25 protein-coding genes and 1 tRNA gene are annotated in these 26394 nt (G+C 70.2%); 7 read left to right on the top strand and 19 right to left on the bottom strand.

The window, feature by feature from the left end; translation table 11 throughout:
• Window positions 1-18 precede the first annotated feature (18 nt).
• From pilV to rplU, 16 genes are all read right to left on the bottom strand, one after another.
• Window positions 19-525 carry a type IV pilus modification protein PilV gene (pilV, locus tag QC818_RS13970; RefSeq protein ID WP_309653470.1) on the bottom strand — a complete coding sequence of 169 codons (507 nt, stop codon included), beginning with the start codon at window positions 523-525 and terminating at the stop codon, window positions 19-21.
• Window positions 526-535: 10 nt separating this feature from the next.
• On the bottom strand, window positions 536-979 hold the full coding sequence (locus QC818_RS13965) for a GspH/FimT family pseudopilin (protein WP_309653469.1): 444 nt from the start codon (window positions 977-979) through the stop codon (window positions 536-538).
• 1 nt (window position 980) lies between these two features.
• Window positions 981-1439, bottom strand: coding sequence for a type IV pilin protein (locus QC818_RS13960; RefSeq protein ID WP_309653468.1), 459 nt, complete (start codon window positions 1437-1439; stop codon window positions 981-983).
• A 345-nt stretch (window positions 1440-1784) separates the two neighbouring features.
• Window positions 1785-2738, bottom strand: a complete 954-nt coding sequence (ispH, locus tag QC818_RS13955) for a 4-hydroxy-3-methylbut-2-enyl diphosphate reductase (protein ID WP_374710094.1) — start codon at window positions 2736-2738, stop codon at window positions 1785-1787.
• A 144-nt stretch (window positions 2739-2882) separates the two neighbouring features.
• The gene (fkpB, locus tag QC818_RS13950; RefSeq protein WP_309653466.1) at window positions 2883-3338 is read right to left on the bottom strand and encodes an FKBP-type peptidyl-prolyl cis-trans isomerase; all 456 of its coding nucleotides are present in this window, start codon (window positions 3336-3338) and stop codon (window positions 2883-2885) included.
• Between the two features lie 66 nt (window positions 3339-3404).
• Window positions 3405-3929, bottom strand: a complete 525-nt coding sequence (lspA, locus tag QC818_RS13945; RefSeq protein WP_309653465.1) for a signal peptidase II — start codon at window positions 3927-3929, stop codon at window positions 3405-3407.
• Between the two features lie 10 nt (window positions 3930-3939).
• Entirely contained in the window at window positions 3940-6774 is a 2835-nt protein-coding gene (gene ileS / locus QC818_RS13940; RefSeq protein ID WP_309653464.1) for an isoleucine--tRNA ligase, read from the bottom strand.
• A 9-nt stretch (window positions 6775-6783) separates the two neighbouring features.
• On the bottom strand, window positions 6784-7806 hold the full coding sequence (gene ribF / locus QC818_RS13935; protein WP_309653463.1) for a bifunctional riboflavin kinase/FAD synthetase: 1023 nt from the start codon (window positions 7804-7806) through the stop codon (window positions 6784-6786).
• A 105-nt stretch (window positions 7807-7911) separates the two neighbouring features.
• On the bottom strand, window positions 7912-8895 hold the full coding sequence (locus tag QC818_RS13930) for a TPM domain-containing protein (protein WP_309653462.1): 984 nt from the start codon (window positions 8893-8895) through the stop codon (window positions 7912-7914).
• Between the two features lie 2 nt (window positions 8896-8897).
• Entirely contained in the window at window positions 8898-9509 is a 612-nt protein-coding gene (locus tag QC818_RS13925; RefSeq protein WP_309653461.1) for a LemA family protein, read from the bottom strand.
• A 61-nt stretch (window positions 9510-9570) separates the two neighbouring features.
• The gene (gene murJ / locus QC818_RS13920; RefSeq protein WP_309653487.1) at window positions 9571-11094 is read right to left on the bottom strand and encodes a murein biosynthesis integral membrane protein MurJ; all 1524 of its coding nucleotides are present in this window, start codon (window positions 11092-11094) and stop codon (window positions 9571-9573) included.
• 189 nt (window positions 11095-11283) lie between these two features.
• Window positions 11284-11550, bottom strand: coding sequence for a 30S ribosomal protein S20 (gene rpsT / locus QC818_RS13915; RefSeq protein ID WP_309653460.1), 267 nt, complete (start codon window positions 11548-11550; stop codon window positions 11284-11286).
• Window positions 11551-11983: 433 nt separating this feature from the next.
• Entirely contained in the window at window positions 11984-13123 is a 1140-nt protein-coding gene (proB, locus tag QC818_RS13910; protein ID WP_309653459.1) for a glutamate 5-kinase, read from the bottom strand.
• 37 nt (window positions 13124-13160) lie between these two features.
• Window positions 13161-14348, bottom strand: coding sequence for an Obg family GTPase CgtA (cgtA, locus tag QC818_RS13905; protein WP_309653458.1), 1188 nt, complete (start codon window positions 14346-14348; stop codon window positions 13161-13163).
• A gap of 84 nt (window positions 14349-14432) precedes the next feature.
• Complete coding sequence (rpmA, locus tag QC818_RS13900) at window positions 14433-14690, bottom strand: 50S ribosomal protein L27 (protein ID WP_309653457.1); 258 nt, start codon at window positions 14688-14690, stop codon at window positions 14433-14435.
• A gap of 35 nt (window positions 14691-14725) precedes the next feature.
• On the bottom strand, window positions 14726-15037 hold the full coding sequence (rplU, locus tag QC818_RS13895; RefSeq protein ID WP_309653456.1) for a 50S ribosomal protein L21: 312 nt from the start codon (window positions 15035-15037) through the stop codon (window positions 14726-14728).
• A gap of 295 nt (window positions 15038-15332) precedes the next feature.
• Here rplU and ispB point away from each other — a divergent pair, with 295 nt between their 5' ends.
• Together ispB and QC818_RS13885 are read left to right on the top strand one after the other, a co-directional pair.
• On the top strand, window positions 15333-16340 hold the full coding sequence (gene ispB / locus QC818_RS13890) for an octaprenyl diphosphate synthase (protein WP_309653455.1): 1008 nt from the start codon (window positions 15333-15335) through the stop codon (window positions 16338-16340).
• An 84-nt stretch (window positions 16341-16424) separates the two neighbouring features.
• Window positions 16425-16501: transfer RNA gene (locus QC818_RS13885), tRNA-Pro, on the top strand.
• A gap of 55 nt (window positions 16502-16556) precedes the next feature.
• Here QC818_RS13885 and QC818_RS13880 read toward each other — a convergent pair.
• Both QC818_RS13880 and QC818_RS13875 read right to left on the bottom strand, forming a co-directional pair.
• Window positions 16557-16898: a YbjQ family protein gene (locus tag QC818_RS13880; RefSeq protein ID WP_309653454.1), complete on the bottom strand. Its 342-nt coding sequence runs from the start codon at window positions 16896-16898 to the stop codon at window positions 16557-16559.
• A gap of 112 nt (window positions 16899-17010) precedes the next feature.
• Window positions 17011-18429, bottom strand: coding sequence for a sigma-54 interaction domain-containing protein (locus QC818_RS13875; RefSeq protein ID WP_309653453.1), 1419 nt, complete (start codon window positions 18427-18429; stop codon window positions 17011-17013).
• Between the two features lie 178 nt (window positions 18430-18607).
• Between QC818_RS13875 and speB the strand changes: the two genes are divergently transcribed.
• The 4 genes from speB (at window position 18608) to QC818_RS13855 (ending at window position 24143) form a co-directional block, all read left to right on the top strand.
• Window positions 18608-19558 carry an agmatinase gene (speB, locus tag QC818_RS13870; protein ID WP_309653452.1) on the top strand — a complete coding sequence of 317 codons (951 nt, stop codon included), beginning with the start codon at window positions 18608-18610 and terminating at the stop codon, window positions 19556-19558.
• Between the two features lie 66 nt (window positions 19559-19624).
• Window positions 19625-21004 carry a YjiH family protein gene (locus QC818_RS13865; protein WP_309653451.1) on the top strand — a complete coding sequence of 460 codons (1380 nt, stop codon included), beginning with the start codon at window positions 19625-19627 and terminating at the stop codon, window positions 21002-21004.
• 49 nt (window positions 21005-21053) lie between these two features.
• Entirely contained in the window at window positions 21054-22673 is a 1620-nt protein-coding gene (locus QC818_RS13860) for a 5-guanidino-2-oxopentanoate decarboxylase (protein WP_374710093.1), read from the top strand.
• Between the two features lie 21 nt (window positions 22674-22694).
• A complete protein-coding gene (locus tag QC818_RS13855; protein WP_309653449.1) occupies window positions 22695-24143 on the top strand; it encodes an aldehyde dehydrogenase family protein in 1449 nt (482 codons plus the stop codon).
• Between the two features lie 64 nt (window positions 24144-24207).
• On the opposite strand, the gene QC818_RS13850 is transcribed toward QC818_RS13855, so the two are convergent.
• The gene (locus QC818_RS13850; RefSeq protein ID WP_309653448.1) at window positions 24208-24969 is read right to left on the bottom strand and encodes a UTRA domain-containing protein; all 762 of its coding nucleotides are present in this window, start codon (window positions 24967-24969) and stop codon (window positions 24208-24210) included.
• Between the two features lie 293 nt (window positions 24970-25262).
• Here QC818_RS13850 and QC818_RS13845 point away from each other — a divergent pair, with 293 nt between their 5' ends.
• Window positions 25263-26345 (top strand): extracellular solute-binding protein, encoded by a 1083-nt coding sequence (locus QC818_RS13845; protein WP_309653447.1) that lies wholly within the window; start codon window positions 25263-25265, stop codon window positions 26343-26345.
• The last annotated feature ends 49 nt before the right edge of the window (window positions 26346-26394 follow it).

Below are 26394 nucleotides of genomic sequence, written 5' to 3'. Positions count from 1 at the left end.
GAAACTCCCGTTCTCGGCCTAGCCTTCCGCCGGCAAGCCCAGGCGATATGTCAGCGTCGAGATATCCCCCTCGTCGCTTGCCAGGCGGTCATCGACCCATGACAGGGTGATGCGATACTCGCATGCCGACACTTCCGCGATATCGATCTTGGTGGCGTCGTCTTGCCATGGGATGGCCCAAGGCTTGGCGCCGGCCGGCGCCCACTCGGCTGCCCAGGCAGTCTCGATCGCATCCAGCTCCGAGTCCCCGGCATCATCGTCGGGACACTTGATCGCCCTGAGCGTGTTATCGGGCTCGCCGTAGTAGTCGTCGGAGGCCAGCAGATAGCCCCACAGCCTCTCGGCGACATCCTGGGCCGCCAGGGTCGCAATCGAGCGCTGATAGGAGACACTCGCACTCTGCAGGGCATTCACCTGCAGGGCGGCAAGCCCGAGCAGGCCCAGGCCCAGCACCACCAAGGCGATCAATACCTCGAGCAGCGTGAACCCTTCCTGTGATGCTGTCCGGCCAGAGGAGGACGTCATATCGAGCCTTTCAGTTGATATTGCCAGTCGGATAAACCTCGAGACTGTGGCTATCCCCTCCCAGCTGCACGGAAAGGGTACAGGGATCGGCACTACAGCTTTCCCGGCGACCCAGGGAGTTGAACACCACCTCATTCAAGCCGCTGAGGCTGACACGCCCATCCCTGGCTTCCCTGACCTTCAGGGTCTCGACCGCACTGCTGGCATCCGGCTGATACGTCACGCTGACGATCCAGGCTCCGGAAGCATCGCTGGAGACATCGGCGGTAACATCTTTCCGCCGCTTGGCGGCTTCACTCCGCGCGTAGTGTAGTGACGCCAGTATCTCGTTGTAGTCCGCCGCCAGGCGGTTGGTGGAGATCATCGAGTTGAACCCGGGCACCGCGAGCGTCGACAGCAACACCACCAGCGCCAGGGTGACCAGGAGCTCGATCAGGGTAAAACCGCGATTCATATCACTCCCAGCATTCGTCTTCGGTGGCCTCGGGCCCCTTGTCCCCGGTCTGATCCAGGGTGAATGACGGACAGGCTCCGTCACCGCCCTGGGGAGATCCCGAGGCCGGCTCGGCCTTGATCACGTAAGTACTGGCCGACGTGCTCGCGGCCACCGTATCGATCTCGTAGAAGCCTTCCTGTGACGTGACGGGGAAGGACACGCAGGCCGTGCCATCCGCCGCCGACGCATAGTTGTTGGTGACCGTGTAACAGCGTTCCAGACGCCCCGCCGTCTGCAACAGGCTGGACATGGCATCCGTCCGCCTGGCCTCCTGGACGTACCGCGTATAGCTTGGGTAGGCGATGGCGGCGAGGATGGCGACCACCGCCACCACGATCATCAGCTCGAGCAGCGTGAAGCCGCCCTGAGTCGCCGGCGGCCTGCGGCGGTTCGGGGTCCGTAAGCTCTGTCGGGTCACGCGGCTCGTCTCTCCCTGCGGGTGTCACTGTGTTTCAGTATGTATCAAGTCGGCGAACTCCGACAGCCTCGTCTCACACGCTTTCTGCCCATCGGGTTAGCGATGACTCACCCGTGGGACGCAAGCGGCCTGGGTCGCCCAGCTCAGGCCAAGAGCCCCCGCCGTGACCGCCTCGCCGGCCGCCCCTGCCCGCGCCACTTGGAGGCGGCCTTTCCATGCTGATGGCGAATCCGTCCAGGAACGGAGCGGGCGGCGGCCACGAGCCGTGCATTGGCCGCATACGAAAGCGCCGCCATCGCGGGGCGATGGCGGCGCTCGGGTTCGACGGCAGGGCCGGGCGAGTCGTCAATCGCTGGCGATGACGCGCTCGCGCAGCTCCCGGGGCATGGAGAAGGTGATGGTCTCCTCGCGGCCGGCGAGCTCTTCCGGGGCGCTGGCGCCGAGGGACTGGAGGCGCTCGATCACCCCCTGCACCAGCACCTCGGGGGCGCTGGCCCCGGCGGTGACCCCCACGGCGCCGACATTCTCGAGCCAGGCCGGGTCGACCTGGTCGGCGTTGTCGATCAGGTAGGCCGGGGTGCCGACCCGCTCCGACAGCTCGCGCAGCCGGTTGGAGTTGGAGCTGTTGGGGCTGCCCACCACCAGCAGCAGGTCGCTGGCGGCGGCCAGTTCGCGCACGGCGTCCTGGCGGTTCTGGGTCGCGTAGCAGATGTCGTCCTTGCGCGGGCCCTGGATCTCGGGGAACTTGGCACGCAGGGCGTCGATCACCCGGGCGGTGTCGTCCATGGAGAGGGTGGTCTGGGTGACGAAGGCCAGCCGGCTCGGGTCCCGGACCTCGAGGTTGGCCACGTCCTCCTCGTCCTCGACCAGGTAGATGCGTCCGCCATGGGAGGTGTCGTAGCGGCCCATGGTGCCTTCCACCTCGGGGTGCCCCTGGTGGCCGATCAGGATGCACTCCTGGCCGCGCCGGGCGTAGCGCAGCACCTCCATATGGACCTTGGTGACCAGCGGGCAGGTGGCGTCGAAGACCTTGAGCCCGCGCCGCTCGGCCTCCTCCTGCACGGCCCGGGACACGCCGTGGGCCGAGAAGATGACGATGACGTCGTCGGGCACCTCGTCGAGCTCCTCGACGAAGACGGCGCCCCGCTCGCGCAGGCTGTCGACCACGAAGCGATTGTGCACCACCTCGTGGCGCACGTAGATCGGCGGATCGAAGACGTCCAGGGCGCTGTTGACGATATCGATCGCGCGGTCGACGCCGGCGCAGAAGCCGCGGGGATTGGCCAGCTTGATTTGCATGGTGTTGGGTTGCATGGGGGCCTTGCCTTGATGCCGCAGCACCGTTGCATTGGATAAATCGAGAGGCACCGCTATCGCGCTGCAAGCAGCGCTCCTACACGGAATCTCGATGATCCGCCAGACGTGCTTGCAACGCGATGGGGCTCAGTGGGTGGTGGCGGGCTTCACCTCCAGCACCTCGACCTCGAAGGTCAGGGTACGCCCGGCGAGGGGATGGTTGAAGTCCACTTCCACCCGCTGGTCCTCCACGGCCTTGATCACCCCGGGCAGCTCGCCGCCGGCGGGGTCGGCGAAGGACATCACCATGCCCACCTCGGGCGCGTCGGACTCGAAGTCCTCACGCTTGAGCACCTGGATGTTCTGGGGATTGTGCTGGCCGAAGCCGTGCTCGGGGGCGATCTCGAAGCTGCCGGACTCGCCGGCGCCCATGCCCTTCAGGGGCTGCTCGAACCCCGGCGGCAGGTTGCCGTCGCCCACCTGGAAGGTGGCCGGTGCCTTGTCGCGGGTGGAGTCCACCTGGGTGCCGTCCTCGAGCCTGAGGGTGAAGTGCAGGGTGACTTCCATGCCGTCGTCGATGCGCAGGCCTTGTGAATCGCTCATGGGATCTCTCGAAGCGTGTGTGCGGGGCGCGTGCCGCCTTGGAGGGCGGAACGCGCGCCGGGTTCCTCAGGATGGGCGCCGGGCGCGGCGTCGCTCGCCGATGGTCGACTCCCAGATCAGCCCGATGGCGCCCAGGGTGATGCCGATGTCCGCCACGTTGAACGCCGGGTAGTACCAGCCGGCGGCATGGAAGGACAGGAAGTCCACCACATAGCCGTGCACCAGGCGATCGTAGAGATTGCCCAGGGCCCCGCCGATGATCAGCGCCAACGAGGCGGCCAGCAGGGTCTCCCCCGCCTTGAGGCGCTTCATCCACAGCGTCAGGCCGATGCTCGCCGCCACCGCGATGGCGGCGAACAGCCAGCGCTGCCAGCCGGGATGGTCGGCCAGGAAGCTGAAGGCCGCACCGGTGTTATGCAGCAGCGTCAGATCGAAGAACGGCAGCACCGCCACCGGCTGGGCGTAGGCCAGCAGGCTCGAGGCCAGGGCCTTGGTGCCCAGGTCCAGCGCCACCCAGGCCGCCGCCAGCCATAGCCAGCGCAACGGCCTGTGCATGGGCGCCGCGGCGGCGCCCTTCGGGGTCTCGGGCATGGCGGCACCCTCAGGCATAGCGACGGGTCTCGCCGGGGCCGTCCGGCAGGTTGCTCACGCAGCGCCCGCACAGGTCCTCGTGTCCCTCGTGGGCACCGACGTCCTCGCGATGGTGCCAGCAGCGCTCGCACTTCTTGTGCGCGCTGGCCGCCACGGCGACCTTGAGCCCCTCGAGCTCGGTGGCCTCGGCGCTCTCGCCCTGGGCCAGCGGCGCCAGGTGGACCTCGCTGGTCAGCATCACGAAACGCAGCTCGTCGCCCAGCCGGTCGAGGGTCGCGCGCAGGGCGTCGTCCACGTAGAGGGTGACCTCGGCGGCCAGGCTGCCCTTGATGGTCTTGGCGTTGCGGGCGTCCTCCAGGCACTTGTTGACGGCCTGCTTGATCTCCAGCACCCGCTCCCAGAACTCGCGCCCCATGTCGCCGTCCTCGGCCAGGGTGTCGAGCCCGGCGTAATACTCCTCGAGCAGCACGCTCTCGCCGCGCCGGCCGGGGATGTGCTCGAAGATCTCCTCGGCGGTGAAGGACAGGATCGGCGCCACCCAGCGCACCAGCGCCTGGACGACATGGTACAGCGCGGTCTGGGCGCTGCGCCGAGCCACCGAATCAGCCTGGGTGGTGTACTGGCGATCCTTGATCACGTCCAGGTAGAAGCCGCCCAGCTCCCGGGCGCAGAAGCCATGCACCTGCTGGTAGACGTCGAGGAAGCGATATTCCTCGTAGGCCTGCCGGATGCGCGCCTGCAGCTGGGCGGCCCGGTCGACCACCCACTGGTCCAGCGCCAGCAGCTCGTGGAAGGCCAGGCCGTCACGCTCCGGCTCGAAGCCGTTGAGGTTGGCCAGCAGGAAGCGCGAGGTGTTGCGGATGCGCCGGTAGACGTCGGCGGTGCGCTTGAGGATCTCGTCGGAGACCGCCATCTCGCCGCCGTAGTCGGTGGAGGCCACCCACAGGCGCAGGATGTCGGCGCCCAGCTTGTCCATCACCTCCTGGGGCGCCACCACGTTGCCCATCGACTTGGACATCTTGCGGCCATGGGCGTCCACGGTGAAGCCGTGGGTCAGCAGGCCCTTGTAGGGCGGATGGCCGTCGATGGCGCTGCCGGTGAGCAGCGAGGAGTGGAACCAGCCGCGATGCTGGTCCGAGCCCTCCAGGTAGAGGTCCGCCCGCGGGCCCTGCTCATGGCCGTGGGGGTGCGAGCCGCGCAGCACGTGGCGATGGGTGGTGCCGGAGTCGAACCACACGTCCAGGGTGTCGGTGACCTTGTCGTAGTCGGCGGCCTCCTCGCCCAGCAGTTCGGCGGGATCGAGCCGGAACCAGGCGTCGATGCCCTCGGCCTCCACCCGCTTGGCCGCCTCTTCCATCAGTTCCACGGTGCGCGGGTGCAGCTCGCCGGTGGCCTTGTGCAGGAAGAACGGGATCGGCACGCCCCAGTTGCGCTGCCGCGAGATGCACCAGTCCGGGCGGTTGGCGATCATCGCGTGCAGGCGCGCCTGGCCCCAGGCCGGAGTGAAGCCGGTGGCCTCGATGCCGGCCAGCGCCTTGTCACGCAGGGTGCGGCCGTCATGGCCTTCCAGGTCCATGCCCACGAACCACTGGGCGGTGGCGCGGTAGATCACCGGCGTCTTGTGGCGCCAGCAGTGCATGTAGCTGTGGGTGATGGTCTTGTGCGCCATCAGGGCGCCGACCTCGTCGAGCTTGGCGACGATCTGCAGGTTGGCCTTCCAGATCAGCTGGCCGCCGAAGAACGGCAGGTCGTCGGCGTAGACGCCGTCGCCCTGCACCGGGTTCTCGATCTCGCTGAAGTCCATGCCGTGGGCGCGGCAGGTGACGAAGTCGTCCACGCCGTAGGCCGGGGCCGAGTGGACGATGCCGGTGCTGCCCTCGTCGATGGCCACGTAGTCGGCGAGATACACCGGCGAGCGACGCTCGTAGAAGGGGTGCGAAAACTCGATGCCGTCGAGCCGCTCGCCGGTGGCGGTGGCGACGATCTCGCCCTCCAGGCCGAAGCGCGCCAGGCAGGACTCCGCCAGCTCCTCGGCCAGCAGCAGCAGGCGGTCGCCGGCGTCGACCAGGGCATAGGTGAACTCCGGATGGACGTTCAGCGCCTGGTTGGCGGGGATGGTCCAGGGCGTGGTGGTCCAGATCACCACCGCGGCGGGCTTGGGCAGCGCCTCCAGGCCGAAGGCCGCGGCCAGCCTGTCGTCCTCGGCGCAAGGGAAGGCCACGTCGATGGCGTCGGACTGCTTGTCGGCGTACTCCACCTCCGCCTCGGCCAGGGCCGAGCCGCAGTCGAAGCACCAGTTGACCGGCTTGAGTCCCTTGAAGACGTAGCCGCCCTCGACCATCTCGGCCAGGGCGCGGATCTCGCCGGCCTCGTTGGCGTAGTCCATGGAGCGATAGGGGTTGTCCCAGTCGCCGATCACGCCCAGGCGCACGAAGTCGGACAGCTGGCCCTGGATCTGCTCGGCGGCATACTCACGGCACAGCTCGCGGGCCTTGGCCGGCTCGAGGTGCTTGCCGTGGTTGGTCTCCACCTTGTGCTCGATGGGCAGGCCGTGGCAGTCCCAGCCCGGCACGTAGGGCGCGTCGTAGCCGGCCAGGTTCTTCGACTTGACGATGATGTCCTTGAGGATCTTGTTGACGGCGTGACCGATATGAATGCTGCCGTTGGCGTAGGGAGGGCCGTCGTGGAGCACGAACAGCTCGCGGCCGCGGCGTTCCTCGCGCAGGCGATGGTAGAGGTCCAGCTCCTGCCACTTCGCCACCCGCTGGGGCTCGCGCTTGGGCAGCATGCCGCGCATCGGGAAGTCGGTTTCGGGCAGGTTCAGAGTGTGCTTGTAGTCGCTCATATCCTGGGGTCAGCCGTCGTCGTGGTCGGCGGGCAGCCCCGCCGAGGAATCGGTGGTCACGGCTTCGCGCGCCAGCGGCGCCGATGCCAGAGGAAGAGAGTCGTCCGCCTCGGCGAAGAAACGCCGGGCACGCGCCTGGTCGGCGCGGATCTGGGTCTTGAGGGCCTCGAGGCCATCGAACTTCACCTCGCCGCGCAGCTTGGCGCAGGGCAGCACCTCGAGGCGCCGGCCGTAGAGGTCGCCGTCGAAGTCGAAGAGGTGCACCTCGAGCACCGGGCGATGGCTGCCCACGGTGGGCCGCCAGCCGATGTTGGCGACCCCCGGGAGCCGGCGCCCGTCGGGCAGCCCGGCGATCACCGCGTAGACGCCCTGCAGGGCCAGCGCCCGCGGCGGCTGGGGCAGGTTGGCGGTGGGCACGCCGATGGTGCGGCCGAGCCGGCGGTCGGGCATGACCCGGCCACCGAGCCGGTAGGGCCGCCCCAGCATGCGGGCGGCCTGCTCGAAGTTGCCGCTGGCCAGCAGGGTGCGCACCCGCGAGCTGGAGACCCGCTCGCCGTCGAGCAGGAAGGTGCGGGTGTGCTCGACACCGAAGCCGCACTCGGCGCCCGCGCCTTCCAGCAGCGCGAAGTCGCCGCGGCGGTCGCAGCCGAAGCGGAAGTCGTCGCCCACCACCAGGTGGCGCACCCCCAGGCCCTCGACCAGCACCCGGTCGATGAACTCCCGGGCGGTGAGGCCGCGCAGGGCCTCGTTGAACGGCAGGCAGAGCACCCGGTCGGCGCCGTGCTCGGCCAGCAGCTCGACCTTGTCGCGCAGCCGGGTCAGCCGGGGCGGGGCCTGGTCGCCGGCGAAGAACTCGCGGGGCTGGGGCTCGAAGACCACCACCGTCACCGGCAGGCCCTGAGCCCGGGCTCGCTCGCGCAGCTGATCGAGGATCGCCTGGTGGCCGCGGTGCACGCCATCGAAGTTACCGATGGTCGCCACGCAGCCCCGGTGCTCGTCGCGCAGGTTGTGCAATCCTCGAATCACTTGCATGGGCGTCATCGCGCTGTGGGTAAAGTGGTCGATTATAACGGACCGGCGGCCCCTTGACAGCCGGCGCGGCTTGGTCATTGCCTGGCGGCGGGAGAGGAGGGAGCCTCAGGGCCCCCGAACGACCTCCTCGAAGGCGAACGCATAGGCGTCCAGCGCCTCGGGCGCCAGTCGCCACCGGTTGCCCGGGCCGAAGCGCACCGCACGGTGCATGGCGGCGAGATCCAGCCGCCAGGCGCCGTCCTGGCGCACCAGGAAGTAGGGCGGGCAGCGTCGCGCGTTCGGTGCGGCCAGCAACACCGCCCGGCGCCCCTCGCGGGAACGGCGCTCGTCGACCACGGAGCAGGCCGCCAGGCTCTTCGCCACGTTGTCCATCTGGGCCGGCGTCATCACCCAGTCGGCGAGCATGTCGCGGGTCGCACGGCTGTAGATCTCGAGCTCTGGATTGTCGTTGCGTGCCGCCATGGCCTGCCGATAGGTCGCCAGCACCTCCCGGGGCGGGGCACCCTCCTCCACCGCCACCCGCTCGTCGCCGGGCGCGGCACGCCCCTCCCCCATCCGGGCCGGCAGGCGCGCCCCGGCCCCGCCGCTGCCGGCGATGGCCGGCACGGCGTCTCCGCCGGCCTGGGCGATGATCAGCTCGGTGCTGGCCTGGATGCCGTCGGCCACGCGATCCACGGCGAAGAACTCGGTCATCTGGCGCGCCTGCAGGTAGGCGACGAAGGCGTCGGAGAAGCGCCCCTCCAGGCCGTAGCCCACCTCCAGGCGGACCTGGTTCGCCGCCGGATCCAGCACCAGCAGCAGCCCCCGACCGTTCTCGCCCCCCACCCCATGACGCTCGACGTACTCGACGGCGAAACGGTCCAGATCGTCGAGGCCTCGATCGACGACCACTCGATAGTCGATGCCATGATGCTCGCGCAACCAGGCATGATAGGTCGCCAGCCGCCGCCGCTCGGCCGCCGACAGCAAGCCGGCCCGATCATCGACCAGGCCGGGGGAGCCGGCCCCACCCGGGGCCGCGACCCGCCATCCGAGAGCCGTGAGCCCGAGGAGCAGCAGGACGATGCCGGTCGCCGGCAGAGGGCGCATGACTAGAGCGCCACCTCGGGCGAGCCCCCGGCACCGGGGCCTGCCTCGAAGTAGTCCCGCGGCGCCAAACCCAGGGAGCCCGCCACCCAGCGCCCCAGGAAGCCGCGAAGGGCGGCGTTGTAGTCGCGAACCGCCGCGTTGTAGCGCAATCGCGCCACATTGACGCGATTCTCGCTGCCCTCGAGCTGAGCCTGGAAGCGCAGGAACTGGTCGCCGCTGCGCAGGCCGGGCATCGCCATCAGGCGCGGCATCACCACGGCCAGCTCCCGGGACAGCGCCGCCTCCAGCCGGGCGAGCTGGGCGGCCTTGCCGTCCTGGCCGTCCGCCAGCCCCTCCCGCAGGGCCTCGGCCCGCTCGCGGGCCAGGGCCAACAGGGTCTCGCTCTCGTAGCGCATGTGCGCCCGGAGGCTGCGCGCCAGGTTGGGCACCAGGTCGGCCCGGCGCTGCAGGCTGCTCTCGACGTCGGCCCAGGCCGCGTCGACCGCCTCCTCCTGGGCCACGAGGCGATCATGGGTCATCACCAGCGTGACGATCGCCGCCACTCCCACCAGTAAAAACAACAGCAACCGCACGCTGCCGCCGTCCACCCCTCGCTGTCGTCTTGCCGGCGCCATGCTCCCTCCCAGCTTCGACGTCATCCTGTGACCAGCATAGCGGGCCGAGGAAGCAGGGGAATCACCCGGTCATGCGGAAGTGCCGCGGCCGCACGCCGAGGGCCGCCAGCCAGGCGAAGTAGGCCGCCGCGCCGGCCAGCACCAGCGCCGCCAGCCAGCCGGCACGCCACCACAGGGTCGCCTCCAGCCAGCGGTGCCACTCCGGCGCCAGCCAGACCAGGCCCAGCCCCATGACCGCGCAGCCGCCGATCAGCTGCACGGCATAGCGCCCCCAGCCGGGCTGGAAGTGCAGCACGCCCTGGCGGCGCAGCAGCAGGCCCAGCAGGCCGGCGTTGAGGAAGGCCGACAGCGAGGTGGCCAGCGCCAGCCCGGCATGGGCCAGCGGCCAGATCAGGATCAGGTTGAACACCATATTGGCGACCATCGCGACGATGCCCACCTTGACCGGCGTCTTGGTGTCCTGGCGGGCGAAGAAGCCCGGCGCCAGGACCTTGATCAGCATGAAGGCCACCAGCCCGAGGGCATAGGCGCGCAGGCTCATCGCCGCCATGGCGATGTCGTGATCGGTCATCGCGCCGTAGTGGAACAGGGTGATCAGCAACGGCTCGGCGAGCAGCGCCAGCGCCAGCGCCGCCGGCATGCCCAGCAGCAGCACGGCGCGGATCGCCCAGTCGAGCATCCTGGCGAAATGCTCGCCGGACTGCTCGGCGTGGCGCTTGGACAGCGCGGGCAGGATCACCGTGCCGATGGCGATGCCGAATACGCCGAGCGGCAGTTCCATCAGGCGATCCGAATAGTACAACCAGGAGACGCTGCCCGCCGCCAGCAGCGAGGCCAGCACGGTATCCAGCAGCAGGTTGACCTGGGAGACCGAGACCCCGAACAGCGCCGGTGCCATCAGCTTGAGGATGCGCCGCACCCCCTCGTGGGCGAAGGCCGGCCAGGGGCGCGGCATCAGCCCCAGGCGCGCCAGGAAGGGCACCTGGAACAGCAGCTGGGCGCCGCCGGCGATCACCACGCCCCAGGCCAGCGCCATGGCCGGTTCGTCCATCAGCGGCGTCAGCCCGATCGCCGCGCCGATCAGCGACAGGTTGAGCAGCACCGGGGTGAAGGCCGGGACCGCGAAGCGATTCCAGGTGTTGAGCACGCTGCCGGCGAAGGCGGTCAGCGAGATCAGCAGCAGGTAGGGGAAGGTGAGGCGCAGCATGTCGGCGGTGAGCGCCAGCTTCGCCGGATCGCGGCCGAAGCCGGGGGCGAACAGCCACACCAGCCAGGGCGCGGCCAGCATGGCCAGCGCCGTGATCAGCAGCAGCACCGCGGCGAGGCTGCCCGACACCGCGTCCAGCAGCTCGCGCACCTCCTCGCGGCTGCGCCGGGTGGCGTACTCCGAGAGCACCGGCACGAAGGCCTGGTTGAAGGCGCCCTCGGCGAACAGCCGGCGCAGGAAGTTGGGCACCTTGAAGGCGACGAAGAAGGCATCGGCGCCCTGCCCCGCGCCGAACAGCGCGGCGATCACCACGTCCCGGGCCAGGCCCAGCACCCGCGAGAGCATGGTCATGGCGCTGACGATCAGCCCCGAGCGCATCAGGCCGCCGGAGGCCTTCGGGGTCGGCGGGCCGGAGGACGCCGGGGCGGGCTCGGTGGCGGGACGGGGGTCGGTATCGGTCACGGCGCGCTCCCTTGCCGGAGAGGATCGGGCACAAAAAAACCGGCCGAAGCCGGTTTTTCGTCGGCGTGCCCGCACTGGGCGGGCACCCGGAGGCGTCCGGCGTGCTTACGCGGCCAGGGCCTTGATGCGCTTGTTCAGGCGGCTCTTCAGGCGAGCGGCCTTCTTCTTGGACAGCGCGTCCTTGTCGGCGATGCGGTCGATGACCGGCTGGGCACGCTTGAAGGCGTCCATGGCCTGGCCGTGATCGCCGGTCTTGATGGCCTTGATCACGCTCTTGACGTAGGTGCGGACCATGCTGCGCTGGCTCGCCTTCAGAACACGACGGCCTTCTGCCTGACGGGCGCGCTTACGGGCTTGCTTGCTGTTAGCCACTGACTGTCTCCTTGGAGAAAGTTGTCACCGCCTGCGTGGGCGGCTTTGATAACGGTTTGATCCAACAGGGAAATAAAAAAATCCCCGTCGGCCTGGCCATCCGGCCGATCGCGTGTCGGGACGCGATCGCTCACGGGCCGTGTCTGAGAGGATGGCGTATCCTATCACGTGGCGACAGGGCTTGCCAGCCTTGTCAAGGTCGGGCGCCCCGCCACGCCTGACCAAGAGGCTGACGATTTACGTCATGAGCGAAGAGAGGCTGGCCGTCGCCGGAACACAGTCACCGCAGTTTACGAAACAAGTAAATGAGGATGACGCCCGAGCTGGCGCACCAGGACCGCCGGCGGCCAGGATCGCTAGGTTCGTTCCCGACGAACCCACGCACTTCCCACTTCCCTGTGGGTCGTCGAGCGCAATAGAAAATCGGCGCCTCTTAGAGCACCACCAGGTTGTCGCGGTGGATAAGCTCCGGCGCTTCCATGTAGCCGAGGATGCTCTCGATCCGATGGCTGGGCTGGCCGAGCAGCCGGCGGGCCTCCTCGGCGCCGTAGTTGACCAGCCCCTTGGCCACCCGGTGGCCGGCCTCGTCGACGCACAGCACCATGTCGCCGCGCACGAAGTCGCCGGCCAGCGACTTGACCCCCACCGGCAGCAGGCTGGAGCCGCGCCCGCGCAACACCCTGACCGCGCCCTCGTCCAGGGTCAGGCTGCCGCGCACCTGCAGCTGGCCCGCCAGCCAGCGCTTGCGCGCCGCCATCGGCGCCCGATCGGGGGTCAGCAGGGTGCCCAGGCGCTCGCCGTCGGCCAGCCGGGTCAGCACCGCGTCCTGGCGACCGCTGGCGATCACCGTGACCGCCCCGGAGCGCGCGGCCAGCCGGGCGGCGCGCACCTTGGTGGTCATGCCGCCGCGCCCCAGGGCCCCGCCGCCGCCGGCCACCTCGGCCAGCCGGGCGTCGTCGGCCCGCCCCTCGGCGATCAGCCGGGCGTTCGGGTCATGGCGGGGATCGGCGTCGAACAGCCCCTCCTGGTCGGTGAGGATCACCAGGGCGTCAGCCTCGAGCAGGTTGGCCACCAGCGCGCCCAGGGTGTCGTTGTCGCCGAAGCGGATCTCGTCGGTGACCACGGTGTCGTTCTCGTTGACCACCGGCACCACCCGCAGGTCGACCAGGGTGCGCAGCGCCGAGCGGGCATTGAGGTAGCGCTTGCGGTTGGACAGGTCGTCGTGGGTCAGCAGCACCTGGGCGGTGGTCAGGCCGTGGCGCGCGAAATGCCCCTCGTAGCATTCGGTGAGGCCGTTCTGGCCCACCGCCGCCGCGGCCTGCAGGGCATGCACCGCCGAGGGGCGCGCCTGCCAGCCCAGGCGCACCATGCCCGCGGCCACGGCGCCGGAGGACACCAGCACCACCTCGACGCCGCGCCGGTGCAGGGCGGCGATCTCGTCGACCCAGCCGCCGATGGCGGCCTCGTCGAGGCCACGGCCGTCGTTGGTCAGCAGGGCGCTGCCGATCTTCACCACCACGCGGCGCATGCCCCTCAGGGCCTCGCGGCCGGGTACCTGCTCGTTACTCTCCATCCGTTCCTCGGCTCAATGCGACCCAGCCGCCCCGGGCTCACGGGGCGTATTCGACCTCGACATCATAATCGTCGTCATCGAAGTCGTCGTCATCCTCGTCGTCCCGCTTGCGCTTGCGGCCCAGGCGGGCCTCGGTGCGCGCCACGGCCTCGTCCTCCATGCGCCGGCGCATCTCGCGCTCGCGCTCGGCGGCCTCCTCGTCCTCGTGCTCCAGCCGGCGCTGCTCGGTGAGCCAGCGATGGGCGGCCTGCACCAGGGCGTCGGTGCCCTCGCCGCTGATCGCCGAGACGCGGAACACCGGGCCCTCCCAGCCCAGCCGGCGGACGATCTCGTCGGCCACGGCCTCGCGCTCGTCCTCGGGCAGCAGGTCGAGCTTGTTGAGCACCAGCCAGCGCGGCAGCTCGGCCAGCGTCGGCGAGAACTCGCCGAGCTCGTGGGCGATGGCCTCGGCGGCCGCCACCGGGTCGGACTCGTCGAAGGGCGCCACGTCGACCACGTGGAACAACAGCCGGGTGCGGGTCAGGTGCTTGAGGAAGCGCAGCCCCAGGCCGGCCCCCTCGGAGGCGCCCTCGATCAGGCCGGGGATGTCGGCCATCACGAAGTGCTCGTGCTGGCCGAGCTTCACCACTCCCAGGTTCGGCACCACAGTGGTGAAGGGGTAGTTGGCGACCTTGGGCTTGGCCGCGGAGACCGCGCGAATCAGCGTCGACTTGCCGGCGTTGGGCAGGCCCAGCAGGCCGACGTCGGCCATCACCTTCATCTCGAAGCGCAGGTGACGGCGCTCGCCCTCGGTGCCCGGCGTGGTGCGCCGGGGCGCCCGGTTGGTGGACGACTTGAAGTGGATATTGCCGAGCCCGCGGCGGCCGCCCTGAGCCACCGGCACCACCTGGCCGGCCTCGGTGACGTCGGCGATCACCTCCAGGGTGTCCTCGTCGATCACCGTGGTGCCCACCGGCACCTTGACGTGCAGGTCCTCGCCGGCGCGGCCGCTCATCTGCCGCCCCTGACCGGGCTGGCCGTTCTGCGCCTTGTAGAAGCGCTGGTACTTGAAGTCGATCAGGGTGTTGAGGGCATCGTCACCGATCAGGTAGACGCTGCCGCCATGACCCCCGTCGCCCCCGTCGGGGCCGCCCTTGGGCACGTACTTCTCGCGGCGGAAGCTCAGGCAGCCGTTGCCGCCCTTGCCGGCTTCCACGATGATCGAGGCTTCGTCGACGAACTGCATCTGTCACTCTCCTGGCGGCCATGCCGCCATGATACAAGAAGGCCCCGCCATGGCGGGGCCTTCTCGCTGCAGGTCCGGGCGGTCTCAGGCGGAGACGACGCTCACGAACTTGCGGTTCTTCGGACCCTTGGTCTCGAACTTGACCACGCCTTCGTCCAGGGCGAACAGGGTGTGGTCCTTGCCGATACCGACGCCGGCGCCGGCGTGGAACTTGGTGCCGCGCTGGCGGACGATGATGTTGCCCGGGGTCACGGCCTGACCGCCGAACAGCTTCACGCCGAGGCGCTTGGATTCGGAATCGCGACCGTTACGGGTGGAGCCGGCTGCCTTCTTGTGAGCCATTGCAAATACCTCGCTCGTTCAGGGGGAACTGACGCTTACGCGGAGATCCCGGTGATCTTGACTTCGGTGAACCACTGACGGTGGCCCTGACGCTTCATGCTGTGCTTGCGGCGACGGAACTTGATGATGCGGACCTTCTCGCCGCGGCCGTGCGCGACGATCTCGGCGGACACCTTGGCACCGTCGACGGTCGGGGCGCCGACCTTGACGTCGTCGTCGCTGCCCACCAGCAGGACCTCATCGAACTCGATGGTGTCGCCGGTCGGCACTTCCAGCTTCTCGAGCTTGAGAGTCTGGCCTTCCTGAACGCGGTACTGCTTGCCACCGCTCTTGATAACTGCGTACATGCTCGTCTCTCCGGTACTCATCGGGGTGGGCTCTTCATCGACCTGCTTCGAGTGGCGCCCCTTTCGGCAACCATCTGGCAGGGAGCGAGATGAGTGGGTCGCGGATTATAACCGCAGGATCCGCGCCATACAAGCCGCCGCCCACCCCGTCGCCGGGCGGCGACAAGGCGCCCCTCACCCGGGCGCCCCGCGCCTTGACGCCCCACGGGGGGCCCCATAGCATGGCCGACAATCCCGGCCGGCGCCCGCCCCGCGCGACGCCCGCCACCTCCACCCTTTCGCCGATGTCGCCTCCATGCCTGCCAACCCTTCGTCGCCCAAGCTCGAGACCGCCGTCCCCGCCACCCCCATCCATGCCGTCGTCGCCGAGGACTTCAGCGCCGTCAACCGCACCATCCTGGCGCAGCTGGCCTCCCGGGTGCCCCTGGTGGAGACCATCGGCCAGTACATCATCGAGAGCGGCGGCAAGCGGCTGCGCCCGCTGCTGGTGCTGCTGGCCGCCCGCTCGCTGGGCTACGCGGGCGACCGCCACGTGACCCTGGCCACGCTGATCGAGTTCATGCACACCTCGACCCTGCTGCACGACGACGTGGTGGACGAGTCGCACATGCGCCGGGGCAAGGCGACCGCCAACGACGCCTGGGGCAACGCCCCCTCGGTGCTGGTCGGCGACTTCCTCTATTCGCGCTCCTTCCAGATGATGGTGGACGTGGGCTCGATGCGCATCATGGAGGTGCTCTCGGCGGCCACCTGCACCATCGCCGAGGGCGAGGTGCAGCAGCTGACCAACGTCGGCAACCCCGACGTCGACGAGGCCGCCTACTTCGAGACCATCCAGGGCAAGACCGCCATGCTGTTCGAGGCCGCCTCCCACAGCGGCGCCATCCTCGCCGAGGCCACGCCCGAACAGGAGGCCGCCCTGCGCGACTACGGCCGCTACCTGGGCCTGGCCTTCCAGCTGGTCGACGACCTGCTCGACTACCAGGGCGACGCCGAGGCCATGGGCAAGAACGTCGGCGACGACCTGGCCGAGGGCAAGCCGACCCTGCCGCTGATCCAGGCCATGGCCGCCGGCACCGCCGAGCAGGCCAAGGTGATCCGCCAGGCCATCCGCGAGGGCGGCCTGGAGCGCCTCGACGAGGTGCTGGCCATCGTCGACGAGACCGGCGCGCTCGACTACACCCGCGCCCGGGCCGAGGAGATGTCCGCCAAGGCCCTGGCGCAGCTGGACGCCCTGCCCGCCTCCCCGTATCGCGAGCGCATGGCCGACCTGGCCCGCCTGGCGGTGGAGCGGCAGACCTGATCGCCCCGACAGGCAAAGGGGCTTGCGTCCCGGCGACGTTTGCGTATAATGCCCATCCGTCGCCGGCACACAAGGCGAAAAAATCGGAGTATAGCTCAGCTTGGTAGAGCGCTGCCTTCGGGAGGCAGAGGTCGTAGGTTCGAATCCTGCTACTCCGACCACCGAATCCCCAAGGGCCCCGCGAGACATCGCGGGGCCCTTTTCGTTGCCCTGCGCTCAGCCCCGCGCCACCTTGACCGCCGTGCCAGTGGCCACCAGGAACAGCATCGACTTGCCGCCGCCGGAGATCTCGCTGTAGTCGAGGTCCACGGCGATCACCGCGTTGGCGCCCAGCGTTTCGGCCTCGCGGCGCAGCTCGTCCAGGCAGGCGATGCGGGCGTCGCGCAGGGCATCCTGGGACGACTTGTTGCGGCCGCCGAAGAAGTCGCGCAGGCCGGCGAACATGTCCTTGAAGACGTTCATGCCGAACACGCACTCGGCGGAGACGATGTCGAGATGCTCGGTGACGCGGTAGCCCTCGAGGTGCGAGGAGGTGGTCAGCAGCAGGCGGTCGGACATGGGCGGTTCCCTCTTCTCAGGATCAACAGCGGCCGGCGCCACGGCGGTGCCGGCGAACCTCCTCAACGTAGGCGGCGCCCCCGTCCCGCGCAACGCCGGACGCGCCACGCGCTCAGGCATCGCGCCCGATGCGCAGGCCGTGCTGTCTGAGCTTGCGCACCACGCTGGGCTGGCTGATGCCGAGGCGCTCGGCGATGGCATAGGTCGAGGGCAGCTCGCCGCACAGCGCGGCCAGGATCTCGCGCTCGATGCGCGCCAACGCCGAGCGCAGCGTCTCGCCGTCGCCCAGCGGCGTGGCTGCGCTCGCCTCGGCATACGCCGGCGAGCCGGCCATCGTGGCCGACGGCGCCGATGCTTCCCCGGCAGCCCGGGCCCGGATGACGTCATCACCGGCCGCCAGCCAGGCCCGCTCCAGCCAGTTCTCCAGCTCACGCACGTTGCCCGGCCAGTCGCGGCCCATCAGCTCCTGCCAGACGTCGCGGCCCATCAGCTTGTCACGCCCGTAGCGGGCGTTGAGGCGCCGGAGCTGCCGCTCGACCAGCCCGGGGATGTCCTCGCGGCGCTCGCGCAGCGGCGGCAGGGTCACGGGGATGACATTGAGGCGGTAGTAGAGGTCGAGCCGGAAGCGGCCTTCCTCGACGCCGCGGGCCAGGTCCTGGTTGGTGGCCACCACCAGCCGGAAGTCGACCCGCCGGGGCCGGGTGTCGCCCAGCCGGGTGACGGTGCCGTCCTGGATGACCTTGAGCAGCTTGGTCTGCATGGCCAGCGGCAGCTCGCCGATCTCGTCGAGGAACAGGGTGCCGCCCTCGGCCTGCTCCAGCAGGCCCGCCTTGCCGCCCGGCGCAGCCCCGCTGAAGGCGCCCTGGCGGTAGCCGAACATCTCCGACTCGAACAGGCTGTCCGGGATGGCGCCGCAGTTGACGTCGATGAAGGGGCCGTCGTGCCGGGCGCTCCAGCGATGCAGCTGGCGCGCGAAGGCGGTCTTGCCCACCCCCGACTCGCCGAGCATCAGCACCGTGGCATCGGTGGGCGCGACCCGCTTGAGCAGCCGAGCCACCTCGCGCATCACCTCGCTGCGCACCTCCAGCTCGCCCAGCTCGGCCTCCAGGCGGGCTTCCTCGCCGCCGCCGCGACGCAGGTGATCGCTGAAGCGCCGTTGCAGCAGGGCGTACTCCTCCTGGAGGAGCTGCAGGTCGGTGAGATCCATGGAGCGGCTGACCACCGCGGCCAGCCGACCGGCCTGGAACACCGGATGCGCCTGGGCGATGACCCGCCGGCCGGTGCCGGTCTCCTGCATCAGCTGCGCCGGACGGCCGGTGCGCATGACCTCCAGGCTGATCGACGGCTTCAGCACGCCCTGGGCCTCCAGGGCCTGGACGGTGGTGCGGCACAGGGCCTCCCGGGACATGCCATAGACCGCCGCCGCCGCCGGGCTGACGTCCCGCACCCGGCCGTCGGCGTCGACCACGAAGAAATGGTCATGGGCGGTCTCGATGATGGTCTGCAGGATGCGGCTGTCGAGTTCGCTCACGGGCCCTCGCCTCGATGCAGGAATGAATCACTGATACAGCAGTGTATCACCCAAGCGACCCTGAGCGATTCATTATTGCATCGACCCAGAAAAACCCACGCCGTATCAAGCCTCTAAAGATGGCACGCTTCCTGCTAGGGAAGACGCAGGACATTCCCCTGACGACGGAGCCCGACAGATGAGCGACTTCAACCAGCCCCTCGGCGGCAACGAGATGCCGCGCTTCGGCGGACCGGCCACCATGATGCGCCTGCCCACCCAGGACACGGCCGCCGGCCTCGACGCGGCCTTCATCGGCGTGCCCATGGACATCGGCACCTCCAACCGTCCCGGCACCCGCCTGGGCCCGCGCCAGATCCGCGACGAGTCGCGCATGCTGCGCCCCTACAACATGGCCACCCGCGCCGCCCCCTTCGACAGCCTGCAGGTGGCCGACATCGGCGACGTGCCGATCAACACCTTCAACCTGCCCAAGAACCTCGACATCATCACCGACTTCTACGACGAGGTGCTGTCCCACGGCTGCGTGCCCCTGACGCTGGGCGGCGACCACACCCTGACCTGGCCGCTGCTGCGCGCCATCGCCAGGAAGCACGGCCCGGTGGGCCTGATCCACGTCGACGCCCACGCCGACGTCAACGAGCAGATGTTCTGCGAGGAGGTCGCCCACGGCTGCCCCTTCCGCCGCGCCCAGGAGGAAGGACTGCTCGACGCCGGTCGCGTGGTGCAGATCGGCCTGCGCGGCACCGGCTACGCCGCCGACGACTTCGATTGGTGCCGCGACCAGGGCTTCCGCGTGGTCACCGCCGAGCAGTGCTGGTACCAGTCCCTCGAGCCGCTGATGGCCGAGGTCCGCGAGCAGATGGGCGACGGCCCGGTGTACATCTCCTTCGACATCGACGGCCTGGATCCGTCCGTGGCCCCGGGTACCGGCACCGTCGAGATGGGCGGCCTCACCTCCCAGCAGGGCCTGGAGATCGTGCGCGGCGCCCAGGGCCTCAACGTGGTCGGGGGCGACCTGGTCGAGGTGGCCCCGCCCTACGACACCAGCGGCAACACCGCGCTGATGGGCGCCACCCTGCTCTACGAGATGCTCTGCGTGCTCCCCGGCGTCAAGCACCGCGACTGATCCCCGCCGACGCACCGGCCCGGCAGGGCCGGGCCACACCCATTACAAGACCAACAGGGAAATCCCATGGCCGACTCCTTCGACACGACCCTCGCCAGCCATGCCGCGCCCTTGAGCCGCGCCGGCCTGCTGAAGTTCCTGATCCCCTCGCTGCTCGGCATCTCGCTGTTCCTGGTGCCCTTCTCGACCGGCGACACCATCAACATCGGCATGGGCCTGATGGCCGACGGCCTCAAGGCGCTGCTCGGCGACGCCCTGCCGGCCATCGCCACGGTGGTGCTTTGCCTGTCGGTGCTGCTGACGGCCTACGTCAAGCTGGCCCGGCCCGCCTGGGCCCGCGAGGGCGCCCTGCACGAGCTGTTCGACGTGGCCCCGCTGTGGCTGGCCATGCGCGGCCTGGGCGCGGCGTTCGCGCTGATGACCTACTTCCAGGTCGGCCCCGAGGTGGTCACCGCCTCCTTCACCGGCGGGGTGATGCTCAACGACCTGGCCCCGGTGCTGCTGACCTTCTTCTTCTTCGCCGCCATCCTGCTGCCCTTCCTGGTCGACTTCGGCTTCATGGAGTTCATCGGCAGCCTGGTGCGCACGCCCTTCCGCCGGATCTTCGGCCTGCCGGGGCGCAGCGCCATCGACGCCACGGCCTCCTGGATGGGCTCCGGCACGGTCGGGGTGCTGATCACCACCCAGCAGTACGAACAGGGCTTCTACAACGTCCGCGAGGCCTCGGCCATCGCCACCAACTTCTCGATCGTCTCCATCGCCTTCGCCCTGCTGGTGACCAGCTTCATCGGCATCAACCACCTCTTCATCCCCTTCTACCTGACCGTGGTGGTCGCCGGCCTGGTGGCCGCGGTGATCGTGCCGCGCCTGCCGCCGCTGTCGCGCAAGCCGAACACCTATCACGAGCCGGCGGGCTGCCGGATCGCCGAGGAGAACACCGGCGACCAGAACCTGCTGCGCTACAGCCTGGGCATGGCGGTGGCCCGTGCCGAGACCGCGCCCGGCCCGCTCAAGCTGGCCCGGCTCGCGCTGTTCAACGTCGCCGATATCTTCTTCGGCCTGCTGCCGCTGGTGATCGCCATCGGCACCGTGGCGCTGGTGCTCGCCGAGTTCACGCCGCTGTTCACCTGGCTGGCCACGCCCATGGTGCCGGTGCTGGAGTGGATGCGGATTCCCGAGGCCGAGGCCGCCGCCCCGGCGACCCTGGTGGGCTTCGCCGACATGTTCCTGCCGGCGGTGCTGGCCAGCGACATCGAGAGCGAGCTGACCCGCTTCGTGATCGCCTGCCTGTCGCTGACCCAGCTGATCTACATGTCGGAGATCGGCGCCCTGCTGCTCAAGTCGAAGATCCCGCTCAAGCTGTGGGAACTGGTGGTCATCTTCCTGCTGCGCACCGCCATCACCCTGCCGATCATCGTCGTGATGGGCCACTGGCTGGTCGGCTGAGGGGATCCCCATGAACCGCGAGAGCCTGAACCCTGAGAGAGCAACGCCCATGACCTGCGCCCAGCTGCTGATCCGCCTGCTGCGCGACGCCTACGGGGTGGAGACCGTCTTCGGCATCCCCGGGGTGCACACCATCGAGCTCTACCGCGAGCTCGCCGGCGGCGAGGCCAGCGGCCTCCGCCACGTCACGCCGCGCCACGAGCAGGGCGCCGGCTTCATGGCCGACGGCTACGCCCGGGCCACCGGCAAGCCCGGGGTATGCTTCATCATCACCGGGCCCGGCATGACCAACATCGCCACCGCCATGGCCCAGGCGCTGGCCGACTCGGTGCCGATGCTGGTGATCTCCAGCGTCAATCGACGCGACACCCTGGGCCGTGGCCAGGGCCGGCTCCACGAGCTGCCCAGCCAGCAGCAGCTGCTGGCCGGGGTGTCGCGCTTCAGCCATACCCTGCTCGACCCGGACGGCCTGCCCGAGGCGCTGGCCCGCGCCTTCGCGGTGTTCGAGGGCGCGCGCCCGGGGCCGGTGCACATCGAGATTCCCATCGACCTGTTCGACGCCCCGGTCACCCCGCCGCGTCGCGTCGCGCGCCCCGCCCTGGCCAAGGCCACCCCGGATCCCGGGGCGCTCGCCGAGGCCGCCGCCTGGCTGGAGGACGCCTCGCGTCCGCTGGTGCTGCTCGGCGGCGGTTGCGTGGACGCCCCCGAGGCCGCCCGCTCACTGGTCGAGTCGCTGGACGCCCCCGCCGTCACCACCATCAACGCCAAGGGCCTGCTGGGCCGCGACCACCCGCTGGACCTGGGCGCCAACGCCTCGCTGCCGGCGGTGCGCGAGTTGGCTCACGACGCCGACGTGGTGCTGGCCATCGGCACCGAGCTCGGCGAGACCGACTACGACGTGGTGTTCGACGACGGCTTCGTGCTCGGCGGCCGGCTGATCCGCATCGACGTGGATGCCCAGCAGCTGGCCCGCAACCAGGCCGCCGACCTGGCCCTGGTGGCCGACGCGGGTTCGGCCCTCGAGGCCCTGGCGGCGCGCCTCGCAGGCCCCCGTCGGGCTCGCGGCGGCGCCGAACGCGCCCGGGCCGTGCGGGAGGCCCTGGGACTCGAGCGGGATCCGGCCTTCGCGCCCTATGCGCCGCTGTTCGAGACCCTGCGCGAGGCCCTGCCCGAGGCGATCCTGGTCGGCGATTCCTGCGCCACCACCTACGCCGCCAACCACCTGGTCGCCCAGCCGGCGCCGCGGCGCTTCTTCAATGCCTCCACCGGCTACGGCACCCTGGGCTACGGCCTGCCGGCGGCCCTGGGCGCCAGCCTCGCCCGCCCCGACCTGCCGGTGGTGGCGCTGGTCGGCGACGGCGGCGTGATGTTCACCCTGCCGGAGCTGGCCTGCGCGGTGGAGGAGCGCCTGCCGGTGGTGATCCTGCTGTGGCACAACCAGGGCTATGAGGAGATCCGCCGCTTCATGGACGACGCCGGGGTCACCCGCCTCGGCGTCGACATCCAGGCGCCGGACTTCCCGGCCGTGGCCGGCGGCTTCGGCTGCCCGGCCGCCCGCGTCGCCGACCCCGGCGAGCTGGCCGAGGCCCTCGCCGCCCGCCCCGCCGACGGCCCGCTGCTGATCGAGGTCGACGCCGCGGCCTGGGCCGAGGCCGTCGCCCATGCCTGATTCCGGATTCGGAGCCTTATCGTGCAACGACTGACCGAGCAGTTTATCGACAATCACTGGATTCCCTCCCGGGGGAAGCGATCCCTGGCGGTGACCGATCCCTATCGCCAGTGCCGGATCGCCGAGGTCACCACCGGCGCCCCGGCCGACGTCGACGCCGCGGTGGCCGCCGCGCGCCGCGCCCTGCCCGACTGGCAGGCGCTGGGCGGCAGCCACCGGGCCGATTACCTGGAGGCCTTCGCCGAGGCCCTCGTCGAGCGGCGCGAGGCGCTGATGCGCCTGTCGGCCACCAATAACGGCAAGGCGCTGGCCGAGGCCGGCATCGACCTGGACGACGCCATCGCCTGCTACCGCTACTACGCCGGCCAGGCCCGGGCCCTGGAGGCCCGTCAGGGCCGCCGCGTCGAGCACGCCATGGACGGCGTCGAGGCGCATGTCTACGAGGACCCGGCCGGCGTGGTCGGCCTGATCACGCCCTGGAACTTCCCGCTGGTGACCAGCGCCTGGAAGCTCGCCCCGGCGCTGGCCGCCGGCTGCACGGTGGTCTTCAAGCCCTCCGAGGTCACGCCGCTGCCCGAGCAGGCCGTCGCCGAGATCGCGCTCGAGATCGGCCTGCCGGCCGGGGTGCTCAACCTGGTGCACGGCGACGGCGAGGGCATCGGCGCCCCGCTCACCGCCCACCCGGGGGTGGACAAGCTGTCCTTCACCGGCAGCAACGCCGTGGGCGAGAAGGTCATGCGCGCCGCCGCCGAGGGCGTGCGGGGCGTATCCCTGGAGCTCGGCGGCAAGTCGCCGATCCTGGTGCTCGACGACGCCGAGGTGGAGGCCGCCGCCGACTGGGTGATGGCCGGCATCTACTTCAACTCCGGCCAGATCTGCTCGGCCACCTCGCGGCTGATCGTCCACGAGTCCTTGGCCGAACCCCTTTACGCGGCCCTGGCCAGCCGCATCGACGCCCTCCGCCTGGGCGATCCGCTGGCCGACGACACCGACATGGGCCCCATGACCAGTGCCCGCCAGCGCGCCGCCGTGGAAGGCTACCTGGCGATCGCCGCCGAGGAGGGGCTCACGGCGGTGCGCGACGCCCGCCACCGCGAGCCGCCCGCCCGGGGCGAGTTCGTCGCCCCGACCCTGTACCGCGACGTTCCCGTCGACAGCCGGCTGTGGCGGGAGGAGATCTTCGGCCCGGTGCTCTGCGCGCGAAGCGTGGCGAGCGAGGACGAGGCGATCGCGCTGGCCAACGACAGCGCCTTCGGCCTGGCCGCCACCGTGATCGCCGGCGATGCCGAGCGAGCCCGGCGGGTCGGCCGGGCGCTGCGCGCCGGCAGCGTCTGGGTCAACGGCGAGCAGCTGGTGCTGCCGGAGGCCGGCTGGGGCGGCTTCGGGATCAGCGGCATCGGCCGCGAGCTGGGGCCCTGGGGCCTGGCCGGCTACCTGGAGGTCAAGCACCTGATCGGCCCGGCGGACTGACGGCCGCCGACCATTCGGATCGCGCCGCCCCGGCCCTTGGGTCGGGGCGGCGTCGTTTCCGAGCCTAGTCTCGCCCTTGCGGCGCGGCGCTGAGCGTCAACTCGATGGCGTCGTGGCGCCAGTACTCGTCGTCGCAGTCCACGGCACGGCCGTTCTGGTCGTGATTGATGCGGGTGATGCGCTGGGCCGGGCTGCCGGGCGCGGCCCGCAGCGCCTCGGCGGCCCGTTCGTCGAGCACGGTGGTGCCCAGTTCGAAGCTGACCCGGCCGACGCGGATGGCGTATTCGCGACGATAGAGATCGGTGAGCGAGCACGCCGCCAGGTCATGGTCGAGGATGCCCGGAAAGCACTCGCGGCGCAGGTGATGCGCCACGTAGAGCACCGGCCGCCCGTCGATCCGCCGAGCCCGGACGATCCGGTAGACCGGCGCGCCTTCCGCCAGCCCCAGGCGTCTCGCCACCAGCGCCGGGGCCGGCACCTCGCCGGCCTCGAGCAGCGTCGTCTCGGCGCGGCGCTGCTGGGACTCGACCATCTCGCGAAACGGCAGGCACGCCAGCAGGTCGTAGCGCAGCCGCGGCGGCGAGACGAACCAGCCGCGCCGATTCTCCCGATAGATGCGCCCCTCGGCCTCCAGCTGGGTCAGCGCCTCGCGCAGGGTGATCCGGGTGGTGGCGAAACGCGCCATCATCTGCCGCTCCGAGGGCAGCCGGCCGCCGACCGGCGGCTCCTCCGCCAGCATGGCCAGCAGGGCCTGGTGCAGGCCGCGCGCCTGGGGCGTCAGGACGGCATCCGGCGCGGAGGAACGACACTCGGCGGAAGGGGGCATGGCAAGGGCTCGCTGGCTGGACTTCTGGTCTAGATCAATATTGCCATGACAGGGGAGATGGCAAAACGGCGACAGTCTAGCGAAGGCCGGATGTCAGCCTGATGACAGCCGGCGCACGCCGGGAAAACCGGGAAAACAAGGGGGGGGGGGGTAGCGGACACGACCCTGCCATCGAACTGACACCGAGCCGTCATGTTCGGCGCCTAGAGTGCGCCCTGTCGGCCAAACTGAACTAGACCAGATGACCGGCTTCCCGAGTATCGCCACATCCGTTCACCGCATGGAGCCTCGCCGTGAAACCGTCTCGTCCGCTGCTTACCCGTCTCGCCCTGGGCTGCGCCCTGGGCACCACCCTCGTCGCCGGCCCGGCCCAGGCCGCTGACCGCGAGCTGTCCGCCCTGATCGAGGCCGCCCAGGCGGAAGGCCGCGTCGACAGCGTCGGCATGCCCGACACCTGGGCCAACTGGCAGGACACCTGGGCCGACCTGGAGGCCGAGTACGGTCTCGCCCACATGGACACCGACATGAGCTCCGCCGAGGAGGTCGCCAAGTTCAAGGCCGAGGGCGAGAACGCCACCGCCGACATCGGCGACGTGGGCTTCGCCTTCGGCCCGATCGCCGTCCAGCAGGGCGTCACCCAGCCCTACAAGCCCACCACCTGGGACGAGATCCCCGACTGGGCGAAGGACGAGGACGGTCACTGGATGCTGGGCTACACCGGCACCATCGCGCTGATGATCAACAAGGACCTGGTGCCCGAGGCGCAGCGCCCCGCCGCCTTCGCCGACCTGAGCGAGGGCGACTACGCGGTCTCGGTGGGCGCCGTGGGCCAGGCCTCCCAGGCCAACAACGCCGTGCTGGCCGCCGCTTACGCCAATGGCGGCGACGAGGGCGACCTCGCTCCGGGGCTGGCGGTGTTCGCCGAGCTGGCCGAGCAGGGGCGCCTCTCCCTGGCCGAGCCGAGCATCGCCAACCTGGAGAAGGGCGAGGTCGAGGTGGCCCTGCTGTGGGACTTCAACGCCCTGAACTACCGTGACCGGATCGATCGCGACACCTTCGAGGTGGTGATCCCCGCCGACGCCTCGGTGACCTCCGGCTACGCCACCATCATCAACCGCCACGCCCCGCACCCCAATGCCGCCAGGCTGGCCCGGGAGTACATCCTCTCCGACCAGGGCCAGTTCAACCTGGCCGAGGGCTATGCCCGGCCGATCCGCGCCGAGCACCTGACCCTGCCCGAGGCGATCGCCGACAGGCTGCTGCCCAACGAACAGTACGCCAACGCCCGGCCGATCCAGGACTTCGCCGCCTGGGAGCAGAGCGCCCGCGAGCTGCCGCGCCAGTGGCAGTCCCGGGTGCTGATCCACCAGCAGTAATCCCGCGCCCCGTCCACCATCGCCGCTTCCCGCCCCGGGAAGCGGCCCG

Source organism: Halomonas koreensis, assembly GCF_031451675.1.
GTDB classification, from domain to species: Bacteria; Pseudomonadota; Gammaproteobacteria; order Pseudomonadales; family Halomonadaceae; genus Halomonas; species Halomonas koreensis.
The sequence above is the reverse complement of the archived record's forward strand: the minus strand, read 5'-3'. Positions and strand labels throughout refer to the sequence as shown.

Excerpts from the sequence above, each read along its gene's own strand:
- pilV (WP_309653470.1), bottom strand. The coding sequence starts at position 525 with ATGACGTCCTCCTCTGGCCGGACAGCATCACAGGAAGGGTTCACGCTG.
- QC818_RS13965 (WP_309653469.1), bottom strand. The coding sequence starts at position 979 with ATGAATCGCGGTTTTACCCTGATCGAGCTCCTGGTCACCCTGGCGCTG.
- ispH (WP_374710094.1), bottom strand. The coding sequence starts at position 2,738 with ATGCAAATCAAGCTGGCCAATCCCCGCGGCTTCTGCGCCGGCGTCGAC.
- fkpB (WP_309653466.1), bottom strand. The coding sequence starts at position 3,338 with ATGAGCGATTCACAAGGCCTGCGCATCGACGACGGCATGGAAGTCACC.
- lspA (WP_309653465.1), bottom strand. The coding sequence starts at position 3,929 with ATGCCCGAGACCCCGAAGGGCGCCGCCGCGGCGCCCATGCACAGGCCG.
- ileS (WP_309653464.1), bottom strand. The coding sequence starts at position 6,774 with ATGAGCGACTACAAGCACACTCTGAACCTGCCCGAAACCGACTTCCCG.
- ribF (WP_309653463.1), bottom strand. The coding sequence starts at position 7,806 with ATGCAAGTGATTCGAGGATTGCACAACCTGCGCGACGAGCACCGGGGC.
- QC818_RS13930 (WP_309653462.1), bottom strand. The coding sequence starts at position 8,895 with ATGCGCCCTCTGCCGGCGACCGGCATCGTCCTGCTGCTCCTCGGGCTC.
- QC818_RS13925 (WP_309653461.1), bottom strand. The coding sequence starts at position 9,509 with ATGGCGCCGGCAAGACGACAGCGAGGGGTGGACGGCGGCAGCGTGCGG.
- murJ (WP_309653487.1), bottom strand. The coding sequence starts at position 11,094 with ATGCGCTCGGGGCTGATCGTCAGCGCCATGACCATGCTCTCGCGGGTG.
- proB (WP_309653459.1), bottom strand. The coding sequence starts at position 13,123 with ATGGAGAGTAACGAGCAGGTACCCGGCCGCGAGGCCCTGAGGGGCATG.
- cgtA (WP_309653458.1), bottom strand. The coding sequence starts at position 14,348 with ATGCAGTTCGTCGACGAAGCCTCGATCATCGTGGAAGCCGGCAAGGGC.
- rpmA (WP_309653457.1), bottom strand. The coding sequence starts at position 14,690 with ATGGCTCACAAGAAGGCAGCCGGCTCCACCCGTAACGGTCGCGATTCC.
- rplU (WP_309653456.1), bottom strand. The coding sequence starts at position 15,037 with ATGTACGCAGTTATCAAGAGCGGTGGCAAGCAGTACCGCGTTCAGGAA.
- ispB (WP_309653455.1), top strand. The coding sequence starts at position 15,333 with ATGCCTGCCAACCCTTCGTCGCCCAAGCTCGAGACCGCCGTCCCCGCC.
- QC818_RS13880 (WP_309653454.1), bottom strand. The coding sequence starts at position 16,898 with ATGTCCGACCGCCTGCTGCTGACCACCTCCTCGCACCTCGAGGGCTAC.
- speB (WP_309653452.1), top strand. The coding sequence starts at position 18,608 with ATGAGCGACTTCAACCAGCCCCTCGGCGGCAACGAGATGCCGCGCTTC.
- QC818_RS13865 (WP_309653451.1), top strand. The coding sequence starts at position 19,625 with ATGGCCGACTCCTTCGACACGACCCTCGCCAGCCATGCCGCGCCCTTG.
- QC818_RS13860 (WP_374710093.1), top strand. The coding sequence starts at position 21,054 with ATGACCTGCGCCCAGCTGCTGATCCGCCTGCTGCGCGACGCCTACGGG.
- QC818_RS13850 (WP_309653448.1), bottom strand. The coding sequence starts at position 24,969 with ATGCCCCCTTCCGCCGAGTGTCGTTCCTCCGCGCCGGATGCCGTCCTG.